This is a genomic window from Thioclava sp. DLFJ4-1, assembly GCF_002020145.1.
In the GTDB taxonomy this organism is placed as follows: Bacteria; Pseudomonadota; Alphaproteobacteria; order Rhodobacterales; family Rhodobacteraceae; genus Thioclava; species Thioclava sediminum.
Window position 1 is genome coordinate 329715 of record NZ_MPZT01000004.1, and the last position, 11793, is coordinate 341507.

An 11793-nucleotide genomic window follows, 5' to 3' on the forward strand; every position below is an offset into this window, starting at 1 on the left:
CGCAGGCAATGAAGAAGGAGCGCGCAATGATTTTCGAGAGCCGGAAATGGGACGAGATCGAGGTCGGTCAATCGGCCGAGTTGAAGCGGCTGTGCACGGCCGATGATTTCTACGTCTTCGCGGCGGCTTCGGGCAATCACAACCCGGTTCATCTGGAGGCCGAGGACGGCGATGGCGACGGCCAGAAGGAGGCCTATGCGCCGGGCATGTTCGTGGCCTCGCTGATCACCGCCGTGCTAGGTAATCTGCTGCCGGGGCCGGGGACGCTCTATCGCTCGCAAAGCCTGCGCTTCCACGATCTCGCGGCCGCCGGGCAGGAGCTCTGCGCCCGCGTCGAGGTGCTCGAGAAGCTGCCTGGCGATCTTCTGCGGATGAAGACGGAAGTGCGCCGTGTGGGTGACGACGCGCTGATCGTCGAGGGCGAGGCCGAGGTTCATGCCCCGCAGAAACATTTGAAATTCGATGCGCTCGAAGTGCCGGGACTGATCTCGCAGCGCCATCGCCATTTCGAGAAACTGCTGGAGAAGGCCGAGCCGCTGCCCGATCTGGTCACCGCCGTCGTCTGCCCCGAAGAGCCGGTGTCACTCGACGGTGCGCTCCTCGCCGCCGAACATCACCTGATCGAGCCGCTGCTGATCGGCCATCCCGAAAAGATCATGTCCGTCGCGAAGGAGCTGGGCCGCGACGTGACCAAGTTCGAGATCCTGCCCGCCGAGACCGCCCGCGATGCCGCGCGCATGGCGGTGCAGCTGGTCAACGAGGGGCGCGCGGGCGCAGTGATGAAGGGCCACCTGCATACCGATGCGCTGCTGAAGCCGATGCTCGACAAGGCGACGGGGCTGCGGGTCGGCAAACGCTTCACCCATGTCTTCGTGATGGATGTGCCCGGCGTCGTGCATCCTCTGATCGTCACCGATGCCGCGATCAACATCGCGCCCGATCTCGAGACCAAGGTGCATATCGTGCAAAACGCGATCGACGTGGCGATCTCGATCGGGATCGAGGTGCCGAAAGTGGGCGTGCTGTCTGCGGTCGAGACCGTGACGCCCGCGATCCCGTCGTCCCTCGATGCGGCGCTCTTGTCGAAGATGGCAGAGCGCGGGCAGATCACCGGAGGCGAGGTCGATGGGCCGCTCGCGATGGACAATGCCGTCGATCTGGCCGCCGCGCGTACCAAGGGCATCCGCTCGGCCGTGGCGGGCCGGGCCGAGGTGCTGGTAGCACCCGGGATCGACTCCGCAAATATGCTGGCCAAGCAGCTCGCCTATATCTCCCATGCGGAAGGGGCGGGGCTGATGCTGGGCGCGAAAGTGCCGGTGATCCTGAACTCGCGCTCCGATAGCGGTATGGCGCGGCTGGCCTCCGCCGCCGTGGCCTCGATCCACTACCACCGGACCTGCGGGGATCGCGCATGAGCACCCGCGCGATCCTGACGCTGAACTCCGGCTCCTCCTCGCTGAAACTGGGGCTGTTCTCGGAAGACCTCGACACGCTCGCACTTGGACATGTCGACCGGATCGGGCGGCGCGAGGCAGCGATGAAACTCAGCGGCCCCGATGGCGCGCCGCTACCGCTGCCCGCCTCCGCCCCGGACGATTTCGCGACCAATGCGGCGGCGCTCCACACCGCGCTCGCGGCGTTTCAGGCGGCCTTTCCGGGACTGGAGGTGATCGCGGTCGGCCACCGGATCGTGCATGGCGGGATCGACCATGCCGCCCCCGAGCCCCTGTCCGAACCGCTGATGAAGGAGCTCGCTCAACTCGCTCCCTTCGCGCCGCTGCACCAGCCGCATAACCTCGCGGGCGTCCGCGCGGCGGTCGATACCTTCCCCGGCACGCCGCAGGTCGCCTGCTACGACACGGCCTTTCATCGCGGCCATCCCTTCGTCAGCGACACCTTCGCCCTGCCGCGCCGCTATTACGAGAAGGGCGTGCGCCGCTACGGCTTTCATGGGCTGAGCTATGATTTCATCAATGGCGAGCTGACCCGCACCGAGCCCGACTTGCACAAAGGGCGGATGATCGTCGCGCACTTAGGCTCGGGCGCGTCGATGTGCGCGATCGAGAACGGCCAGTCGGTCACCTCGACGATGGGGTTTTCCGCCCTCGAAGGGCTGCCGATGGGCACGCGTCCGGGCGAGCTCGACCCCGGCATCCTGCTCTACATGATGGATCAGGAGGGGATGAGCGCGTCCGAGATCTCGACGCTGCTCTACAAGGAATCCGGGCTTCTGGGCATGTCCGGCATCTCCAACGATATGCGCACGCTGGAAGGATCAGGCGACCCCAAAGCGAAAGAAGCGATCGACTATTTCTGCTTCCGCATCAAGCGTCAGATCGGCGCGATGGCGGCGGCGATGGGCGGCCTGGACGGGATCGTCTTCACCGGCGGGATCGGAGAGAATTCGTCCCGCGTGCGCGCGCAGGCCTGCGACGGTCTGGGATTCCTCGGGGTCGCGGTCAATCCTGCCGCCAATGCCGAGAATGCGCGCGAGATCGGGGCGGGCGCGGTGCGGGTGCTCGTGATCCCGACCAATGAGGAAATCGTCATCGCGCGGGCGGCAAAGGCCGTGCTGGACCTGTAGGCGACGGCGCTTGCGGCCCCTGCGGAACGCTCCGCGGGGGATATTTGGAGCAGTTGGAAGCAGAGCGCAGGCTTCCCTTCCAATTGCCCTAAATATCCCCGCCGGAGGCATCCGACGGCTTGCTGCGCGCGCCCCCTCAGATCGGCGCGCAGGCGGTTTGCAGCCACGCCTTGGCGCGCTCGCTGACCTTCGGCGCGATCCGCTCCAGCACCTCCGCGTGATAGGCGTTGAGCCAGTCGCGCTCCTCGGGGCCGAGCAGATCGACGTCGATCAGGCGGCGGTCGATCGGCACCCAGGTCAGCGTCGAGAAGGAGAGCTGGTCGCGATTGTCGCCCTTGGCCTCGGCCTCTTCGGTGAGGATCAGGTTCTCGATCCGGATGCCGAATGCGCCCTCGCGGTAATAGCCCGGCTCGTTCGACAGGATCATTCCGGGTTCGAGCGGCAGGGTCGACACGCGGGAAATCCGCGCGGGGCCTTCGTGCACGCAGAGCGCAGCGCCGACGCCATGGCCGGTGCCGTGATCGTAATCCCAGCCCTCGGCCCAAAGCGGCGCACGGGCGAGCGCATCGAGATGGGCGCCTGCCACGCTGCGCGGGAAGCGCGTGCGCGATAGCGCGATCATGCCTTGCAGTACGCGGGTGAAGGGGCGTTTGGCGTCTTGTGGCACGTCGCCAACGGCCACGGTGCGGGTGATGTCGGTGGTGCCGTCGACATATTGGCCGCCCGAATCCACCAGCAGCAATTCACCCGGTTTCACGGGGCGATTGGTGTCCTCGTTCACGCGGTAATGGACGATCGCGCCATTGCCGCCCGCGCCGCAGATCGTCTCGAAGGAGATGTCGATCAGCGCGTTGGTGTCGCGGCGGAAGCCCTCAAGGGCGGTGACCACGTCGATCTCGGACAACTGGCCTTTCGGGGCTTCCGTGTCGAGCCAGCTCAGGAATTCGACCATAGCGGTGGCGTCGCGCAGATGGGCTGCCTCCATGCCCGCGACTTCGGCGGCGTTCTTGCGCGCCTTCGGCAGGATGCAGGGATCGCGCGCCTCATGGATCTTGGTGTCGTGATCGGCCAGCAGCAGCGAGACGGCGAGCGGCGCGCTGTCGGGGTCGACCAGCACCGGGCCTTCGATCGCCTCCAGCGCGGCGGTCAGGCTGTCGGGCGGCAGGATCGAGACCTCATCACCCAGATGGGCGCGCAGGTCGGCGTCGAATTTCGCGTCATCGGCAAAAAGCTTAACCGCGCCATCGTCGAAGAGCACCGCGAAGGATTGCACCACCGGGTTGCGGGGAATGTCGGAGCCGCGAATGTTCAGCAGCCAGCAGATCGAGTCCGGCAGGGTGAGCACGGCGGCCGCGATATCGTCGTCGCGCAGCGCCTTTGCCAGACGGGCGCGTTTCTCCGCCGCCGTCTCGCCCGCGAATTCCGGCGGGTGAATGCGGGCCGGTTCGGCGGGCGGGGCAGGGCGGTCCTCCCAGACGCGGTCCACGAGGTTCTCGCTCTCGATCAGCGCGATGCCGGTGCCTTCCAGCCCCTCGCGAATATTCGCGATCTCGGATTTGGTATGCAGCCATGGGTCGAAGCCGATCTTGGCGCCGGCATGGGCGTTTTCCGTCAACCACTCGGCCGGTTTCACCTCGGGCCAGTTCACCGGGGTGAAATGGTCGAGCGAGACCTCGGCGCGCACTTGCACCCGGTAGCGGCCATCGACGAAGACTCCCGCGATCTCGGGCAGGGCGATGCAGAAGCCTGCCGATCCGGTGAAGCCCGTCAGCCAGCCCAGCCGCGCATCGCAGGGCGCGACATACTCGCCCTGATGCGCATCGGCGCGCGGGATGATGAAGCCGTCGAGCCCGGCGGCAGACATGGCTTCGCGCAGCGCCGCCAGCCGGGGCGGGCCCAGTTCGGGGCGCGATTGCACCGAGAAATCCTGAAACATTAGATAGCCTTCTTGATCCCGAGGAAGCGGGCGCGCGCCCGCGGATCGCTGTCGAAGAGGGAGGCGAGCTGTTCGGTCATGGCGCCCGCCAGTTGCTCCACATCGGTGATCGTCACCGCGTGCTGGTAATAGCGCGTCACGTCATGGCCGATGCCGATGGCGATCAGTTCCACCGCGCGGCGGCGTTCCACCATCGCGATCACGTCGCGCAGGTGTTTTTCCAGATAGATCGCGGGGTTCACCGACAGCGTCGAGTCGTCCACCGGCGCGCCGTCCGAGATCACCATCAGGATCTTGCGCTGCTCCGAGCGGGCCAGCATCCGGCGATGCGCCCATTCCAGCGCCTCCCCGTCGATGTTCTCCTTCAGCAGGCCTTCCTTCATCATCAGGCCCAGATTGGTCCGCGTCCGGCGCATGGGCGCATCGGCGCGTTTGTAGATGATGTGGCGCAGATCGTTGAGGCGACCGGGGCTTTGCGGGCGGCCATCGGCGAGCCATTTCTCACGCGATTGCCCGCCCTTCCAGGCGCGGGTGGTGAAGCCGAGGATCTCGACCTTCACGTCGCAACGCTCGAGCGTGCGGGCGAGCACGTCGGCGCAGATCGCCGCGATCGAGATCGGCCGGCCGCGCATCGAACCGGAATTGTCCAGCAGCAGCGTCACCACCGTGTCGCGGAACTCGGTGTCCTTCTCGACCTTGAAGCTGAGCGGCGTCGTCGGGTTCGCGACGACACGGGCGAGGCGGCCCGCATCGAGCATCCCTTCCTCGCGGTCGAATTCCCACGACCGGTTCTGCTGCGCCTGCAGACGGCGTTGCAGCTTGTTGGCGAGCCGCGAGACCGCGCCTTTCAGCGGGTCGAGCTGCTGGTCGAGATAGAGGCGCAGACGCTCCAGCTCGGCCGGTTCGGCGAGGTCCTCGGCGGCGATCTCCTCGTCGAATTCGGTCGTGTAGACGGCGTAATTCGGATCGGCCTGCGAATGCGGCGGGGGCGGCGGCGGCTCCAGCGGCGCATCGGCCTGCGGCATGTCCATCTCGTCGCTCATTTCCTGATCGGCGAGATCGTCGGAGCTGACGGAGGTCTGGGTCTGGTCGTCCTGCGCTTCCTGGCTGGATTCCGGCGTGGCCTCGGCCTCGTCGTCCTCCTGCTCGTCGCGGGCCTGATTTTCGCCCTGTTCTTCGTCGGCGTTCTCTTCCTGCTCGTCCTCGGACTCGTCGCCCATATCCTCGTCGGGATCGTCGCCCAGCTGATCGGCATAGCCGAGATCGGCGATCACCTTGCGGGTAAGACGCGCAAAGGCGGCCTGATCCGCGAGGACGTGATTGACGTTCTCCAGATCGTCGCCCGCCGATTGCTCGATGAAGGGGCGCCAGAGGTCGAGCACGTTATCCGCGCCGGGCGGCAGTTTCCGGCCCGTCGCCAGTTCGCGCACGAAATAGCCCGCGGCGACCGAGAGCGGCGCCTCTTCGGGGGCGCGGATCTGGGCATAGCCCTTGCGCTCGGCCTCATGGGCGATCTTGGCGTCGATATTGCTGAGCGTGCCGGGCATGTCGCGCGCGCCCAAAGCTTCGCAGCGCGCGGTCTCCATCGCCTCGTAGATCGCGCTCGCCAGATCGCCCGAGGGCGCATAGCGGCTGTCGATCGCGGCATCGTGGTGGCGGCGGCGCATCGCCATCGCATCGGCCGTGCCGCGCGCCAGCAGAACCTCGTCACGCGTCATCCGGCGCGAGACCTGCGGCAGGCGCATCGTGTCGGCGGTCATACCCGAAGGGTCGACCGAATAGCTCACCGTCATATCGGGCGCGTCGGCCATCGTCTTGGTGGCCTCGGCCAGCGCCTTTTTGAAGGGATCCGCGGGGTTGTCGGAAGGCTTGCTCATAGCCTCAGATAAAGCATCGCGCGCGTCCGCCCGCAAGAGCCGATCGCGCGAGACGCGCGCGGCGGATCGGCCCGGTTTGCGCGGGGCGGGGGGCTGGGAAAGTTCCCGCTGCTGGCGCGCGGCATCCGTTCACCTGTGCACATAGCGGACGGGTTGGATGGGCCGGAACATAGCTTACGTAGAGTTGAACACGAGACGCACGCCTCCCCCTGTGGCCCGACTTCCCCAATCGAGGGCCCCGTGCGACACACCGGACGACATACCCGAAAGGAGTTCGACATGAGCGAGACTTTGAACATCGGCCTGATCGTCGGCACGACGCGCGAAGGGCGCTTCGCTGACCGCGCACTCGAATGGTTCGAGACCAAGATCGATGCGCGCGACGACATGTGCTACGAGGTTCTGGATCTGCGCGAAGCCGCGCTGCCCTTCTTCGACGAGGTGGCTCCGCCTGCAGCGAAGCCCGTGACCAGCGAGAAGGCGCAGGCCTGGGGTGAGAAGCTCAAGGAATTCGACGGGTTCATCGTGGTGACGGCGGAGTACAACCACTCGATCCCGGCCACGATCAAGAACGCCTTCGACTATGCGTTTGAGGGCTGGCGTCGCAAGCCGCTGGGCACCGTGGGCTATGGTGGCGTGGGCGCTGCCCGCGCGGTCGAGCATCTGCGGCTCGTCGCGATCAACTTCGGCATGGTCCCGGTTGCGGGCGCGGTCAGCATCGGCGGTGCGGATTTCGTGAAGGCCGCGCAAGGCACGCCGATCGCGGAGCTGGGCGATCATTTGGACGGCCCGGCGAAAACGCTGCTCGACGACATGGCGTTCTGGGGTCAGGCGGCGAAGCTGGCCAAGGGCGAGACAGAAAATCGTCAAGCCGCATGATCCAAACGGATCTGCCACACGTAGTAGTAGAGTAACGAGTTTGCCCGGCCCCCGCGCCGGGCGTTTTTATGCGCGCCTCCAGGGGCTGCGATTACTGGAAAAGCCCCGTGCAGATCATCGGCATCCAGTCCGCGTGCAACGTACTCAGCGGGAAGGCGCGACGATCCTGCGAGCCCTTCGCGGTCTGCCCGCGCCGCGTCATGACGTAATCGCCATTGAGCAGGTTCACGTCGCAGGTGCCGGTATCCTCGGGATCGATCCGGTCGTAATAGCGGTAGCTGTAGCCCGAGACGACGAAGCCGCCATTGCGCCACGCGATGGAATAGGCGCTTTCCCACGGGGTGCGCCCGATCCCGATCTGTTCGGAATGCAGCTTGAACGCGCTGTCGGAAAGCGGCTCGAGCGAGGGTGTCTGACCGCCCATCTGGCCCGAAAAGACCACCCGTTCGACCGTCATCTCGCGTTTCAGCCCGAAGGTCGGATCACCGAGATAGATCACCAGATCGGCCGCATCCGCGCCGTTCTGCACCAGCATCGCCGCATCCTGCGTGCCGTCGCCGTTCCAATCCCCGGTGAGGGCCGCGAAAATCTCGCCATCCTTGGGCGCCTCCTGAGCTGCCGCCGCGAAGGGCAGCAGCGCCGCGAAGAGCGCGCCCCGGATCGCGAGGCGCGGGATCACGAGGCGATAGCCGCCGCCGATTCCGGCAGTTCCTCGTCGAAGAGGCGCTGGTAGAACTCGGCCACGGTCTGGCGCTCCAGCTCGTCGCACTTGTTCAGGAAGCTCAGACGGAACGCATAGCCGATATTGCCGAAGATGCGCGCGTTCTGTGCCCAGGCGATCACCGTGCGCGGCGACATCACTGTCGAGAGATCACCATTCATGAAGGCGGTCCGGCTGAGATCGGCCACGGTCACCATCTGGCTGATCGTCTTGCGCCCGGCCTCGGTGTTGTATTGCGGGTTCTTCGACAGAACGATCGCGACCTCGGCGTCATGGCTGAGATAGTTCAGCGTCGAGACCAGCGACCAGCGGTCCATCTGACCTTGGTTGATCTGCTGGGTGCCGTGGTAGAGGCCGGTCGTGTCGCCCAGACCCACCGTGTTCGAGGTCGCGAACAGGCGGAAATAGGGGTTCGGCGTGATCACTTCGTTCTGGTCGAGCAGCGTCAGCTTGCCGTCGGCCTCCAGCACGCGCTGGATCACGAACATCACGTCGGCGCGGCCCGCATCGTATTCGTCGAAGACGATCGCGGTGGGGTTGCGCAGAGCCCAGGGCAGGATGCCCTCGTGGAACACGGTGACCTGTTTGCCATCCACGAGCTTGATCGCATCCTTGCCGATCAGGTCGATCCGGCTCACGTGGCTGTCGAGGTTGACGCGCACGCAGGGCCAGTTCAGCCGGGCGGCGACTTGCTCGATATGCGTCGATTTGCCGGTGCCGTGATAGCCCTGGATCATCACGCGGCGATTGTAGGCAAAGCCCGCGAGGATCGCCATCGTGGTATCGGGGTCGAATTTGTAGGTGGAGTCGATCTCCGGCACGCGGTCGGTGCGCTCTGCAAACCCTTTGACCTTCATGTCGGAATCGAGGCCGAACACCTCGCGCAGGTCGATTTCTTCGGTGGGCTTGGCGGTCTGGTCGAGCATCGCGGACGTCCTTTCGTGGTTGGGTCGATTTGTGAACCATCGCGCGCAGGCGTGCAAGGGGGCGATGACGCGTGATGCGCGAGGCTGCTATCGGCCCGTTCCCGCCAGCGTGGCTTGGTTTGAGTTGACCCGGACCCGCCATCCGCTAGAAAGGCCGCAAAGCTTGAGGTGCATCATGCAGCATTACGAATACAAGGTCATCCCGGCGCCCGCGCGCGGCGACAAGGAGCGCGGCCTGAAATCCGGCGCGGACCGCTTCGCCCATGCGCTCTCGGGCGTGATGAACGAGATGGCCACGCGCGGCTGGGAATACCTGCGCGCAGAGACCCTGCCCGCGGAAGAGCGCACCGGCCTGACCGGCAAATCCACGGTCTATCACAACCTGCTCGTCTTCCGCCGTCCCACCAGCGCCGATCCGGCGCGCGCGGTCGGCGCGCATCCCGATCCCGAGGATGCGGCCAATGACGAGGACGCGCCCGAGGCCAAGCGCCGCGCGCTTCTCGCCGATGCGCCGGAAGGCCGCGCGCCGAAACTGCGCGCCAATCGCGACGGGACATTCAAAGACGAAGACTGACGCGGGGCAGGGGCGTTGCGAAGGCGGCGTCCCGAAAGCGGGGCCGCGCGTCCTGAGCCGCCAGTCCCAATACATGCCGCGCGCCCGATGTCGGCGCGCCGGTTGCGTTGCCGTCGGGGCGCCCCGCACCGACCCTTGATCCGAGCAAATAGCGGCCCCATTTCCGCCCGACCCCCTTTCAACATCCGTCATTTCCAGTAGACTGCGTGACCCGACTCGGAGGCAGGCCTCAAACGCCGCCCCGAAGTGGCATTCGGGCAGCAGGCAAGAGGCAAGCATGAGCAACAGCGATCCTTTCGGCTTCAACATTTCGGCCGCGGCGGACAAGAAGCGCCGCTCGCGTGGCAGGCGCGGCATGTCGGGGGCGTTCGAGACCTCGACCCGGATCTGCGACAAGGAAGGCTGCAACGAGCCGGGCAAGTACCGCGCGCCGAAAAGCCCGAAAATCCTCGATGACTACTACTGGTTCTGCAAGGACCACGTCCGCGAGTACAATCTGAACTGGAACTATTTCCAGGGTCAGTCCGAGGAGGAATTCCAGGCCTTCCTCGACAATGCGACCGTCTGGGAGCGGCCGACCAAGCCCTTCAGCAAGGCCAAGGAAGAGGCCGGCTGGGCGCGTCACGGCATCTCGGACCCGCATGAGATTCTCGGCGACAACGCCACGAAGAACCCCGGTCGGACGATGGGCCGCAAGCTGCCGCCAACTGAACGTCGCGCGCTCGATATTCTCGAGGCGAAGGACTCGATGACCAAGGCCGAGGTCCGCAAGTGCTACAAGGCGCTGATCAAAGTGCTGCACCCGGATATGAACGGCGGCGACCGCTCTCAGGAAGAGATGCTGCAAGAGGTCGTCTGGGCCTGGGATCAGCTGAAAGACAGCCGCAACTTCAAGTGACGGCAGGGGCTCTACTTCCTTCGTCTGAGGGCGACAAATCTTATCTTAAGGAATTGGGGGCTCTGCCCCCCGCGCTAACGCGCGTCCCCCGGGATATTTGCGCAAGAGCGAAGACGCCTTTTTACATGTCTTCGCTCTTTTGAAATATCCCGGGGTGAATGCCGCAGGCAGAGGGGCAGCGCCCCTTAGACCCCTTCCCATCCTGCGCCCCCGCCCCATCTCTAGGGGAGGAGGTGCTTCATGAACCCGTTCCCGAGCCTGCGCGCCGTACTGGCGCTCGCCCTGACGATCCCCGTCTTCTCGAGTCTCTGCCTCGCGTCACTCGCCACCCCTGCCGCCGCGCAGAACGTGGGCGAGAAACCCGCGAGCCACGATCTGCCTTTCGTGCTCAAGCCGATCGCGCAGCTGGAAAATCCCTGGGCCATCGCGCCCTTGCCCGACAGCTCGGTTCTGGTGACCGGCAAGGCGGGCAAGATGTGGCATGTCACGGGCGGCAGAGCGCAGGCGATCAGCGGTCTGCCGAAGGTGCAATATAGCGGCCAGAACGGGCTGCTCGACGTCGCTGTCCCGCCCGATTTCCCGGACACGCACGCGGTCTATATCACTTACGTCGCGCCGGATAACGCGCTGCATCTGGCGCGCGGCGTGCTGGACGGCAGCAAGCTCACGCAGCTGAAGACGATCTGGCAGCAGACGCCGGGCGGGCGTGGCCAGCCCGGCGGGATCGTGGCCTTCGGGCCGGACGGGATGCTCTACCTCACGGTGGGCGACCGGATGCAGCCCGACACCGCGCAGGACCCCGACAATCCGCGCGGCAAGATCCTGCGCCTGACCCGCGACGGCGAGCCCGCGCCCGGCAATCCCCATGAGGGGGCAGGCGGCGTGCGCGCCGAGACCTGGACCGAGGGGCACCGCAACCAATACGGCCTCGCCTTCACGCCCGACGGCAAGCTCTGGGAGCATGAGATGGGGCCGCGCGGTGGCGACGAGTTGAACCTGATCGAGAAGGGCAAGAATTACGGCTGGAACGAAGTCTCGAACGGGCGGCACTATTCCGGCCTGTCGATCCCCGATCACGACACGCGGCCCGACTTCTCGCCGCCGAAACTGTGGTGGACGCCGGTGATCGCGCCAGCGGGGCTCGCGGTCTATGAGGGGCGCGACTTTCCCGACTGGCAGGGCGATATGCTGATCGGCGGGCTTGCGGGCAATGGGCTCGCGCTGATCGCGGGCGACGGCTCGGATCAGATCGCGCGCTGGGATTTGCAGATGCGCGTGCGCGACGTGGCCGTGGGGCCCAAGGGCGAGGTCTGGATCATCGAGGATGCGGGGGACGGCGCGCTCTATCAGCTGCTGCCGAAGTGATCTGCGCACGAGCGTAAATGAAAACGACGGCGC

Annotated in this window: 10 protein-coding genes; 6 read left to right on the forward strand and 4 right to left on the reverse strand. The window is 65.9% G+C overall.

Going from position 1 to position 11793, the window contains the following annotated elements:
• Positions 1 to 26 precede the first annotated feature (26 nt).
• Entirely contained in the window at positions 27 to 1415 is a 1389-nt protein-coding gene (locus BMI85_RS14525; protein ID WP_078547606.1) for a bifunctional enoyl-CoA hydratase/phosphate acetyltransferase, read from the forward strand.
• Positions 1412 to 2584 carry an acetate/propionate family kinase gene (locus tag BMI85_RS14530; protein ID WP_078601780.1) on the forward strand — a complete coding sequence of 391 codons (1173 nt, stop codon included), beginning with the start codon at positions 1412 to 1414 and terminating at the stop codon, positions 2582 to 2584. Before BMI85_RS14525 ends, BMI85_RS14530 begins: the two co-directional genes overlap by 4 nt.
• A 136-nt stretch (positions 2585 to 2720) precedes the next feature.
• Here BMI85_RS14530 and BMI85_RS14535 read toward each other — a convergent pair whose 3' ends face one another.
• Together BMI85_RS14535 and cobT are read right to left on the reverse strand one after the other, a co-directional pair.
• Positions 2721 to 4520, reverse strand: coding sequence for an aminopeptidase P family protein (locus tag BMI85_RS14535; protein WP_078601781.1), 1800 nt, complete (start codon positions 4518 to 4520; stop codon positions 2721 to 2723).
• Complete coding sequence (cobT, locus tag BMI85_RS14540; RefSeq protein ID WP_078601782.1) at positions 4520 to 6397, reverse strand: cobaltochelatase subunit CobT; 1878 nt, start codon at positions 6395 to 6397, stop codon at positions 4520 to 4522. The genes BMI85_RS14535 and cobT overlap by 1 nt, the downstream gene beginning before the upstream one ends.
• Positions 6398 to 6676: 279 nt before the next feature.
• Here cobT and BMI85_RS14545 point away from each other — a divergent pair, with 279 nt between their 5' ends.
• The gene (locus BMI85_RS14545) at positions 6677 to 7276 is read left to right on the forward strand and encodes an NAD(P)H-dependent oxidoreductase (RefSeq protein WP_078601783.1); all 600 of its coding nucleotides are present in this window, start codon (positions 6677 to 6679) and stop codon (positions 7274 to 7276) included.
• A gap of 91 nt (positions 7277 to 7367) precedes the next feature.
• Here BMI85_RS14545 and BMI85_RS14550 read toward each other — a convergent pair whose 3' ends face one another.
• Both BMI85_RS14550 and cobS read right to left on the reverse strand, forming a co-directional pair.
• A complete protein-coding gene (locus tag BMI85_RS14550) occupies positions 7368 to 7955 on the reverse strand; it encodes a hypothetical protein (protein WP_078601784.1) in 588 nt (195 codons plus the stop codon).
• On the reverse strand, positions 7952 to 8923 hold the full coding sequence (cobS, locus tag BMI85_RS14555; RefSeq protein WP_078542657.1) for a cobaltochelatase subunit CobS: 972 nt from the start codon (positions 8921 to 8923) through the stop codon (positions 7952 to 7954). The genes BMI85_RS14550 and cobS overlap by 4 nt, the downstream gene beginning before the upstream one ends.
• A gap of 175 nt (positions 8924 to 9098) precedes the next feature.
• On the opposite strand from cobS, the gene BMI85_RS14560 reads away from it, so the two are divergent.
• The 3 genes from BMI85_RS14560 to BMI85_RS14570 all read left to right on the forward strand — a co-directional run bounded on the left by BMI85_RS14560 (position 9099) and on the right by BMI85_RS14570 (position 11760).
• Positions 9099 to 9497, forward strand: coding sequence for a hypothetical protein (locus BMI85_RS14560; RefSeq protein WP_078601785.1), 399 nt, complete (start codon positions 9099 to 9101; stop codon positions 9495 to 9497).
• Positions 9498 to 9774: 277 nt separating this feature from the next.
• Positions 9775 to 10395, forward strand: coding sequence for a DnaJ domain-containing protein (locus tag BMI85_RS14565; RefSeq protein WP_078522979.1), 621 nt, complete (start codon positions 9775 to 9777; stop codon positions 10393 to 10395).
• A gap of 240 nt (positions 10396 to 10635) precedes the next feature.
• Positions 10636 to 11760 carry a PQQ-dependent sugar dehydrogenase gene (locus tag BMI85_RS14570; protein ID WP_078601786.1) on the forward strand — a complete coding sequence of 375 codons (1125 nt, stop codon included), beginning with the start codon at positions 10636 to 10638 and terminating at the stop codon, positions 11758 to 11760.
• Positions 11761 to 11793 lie beyond the last annotated feature (33 nt).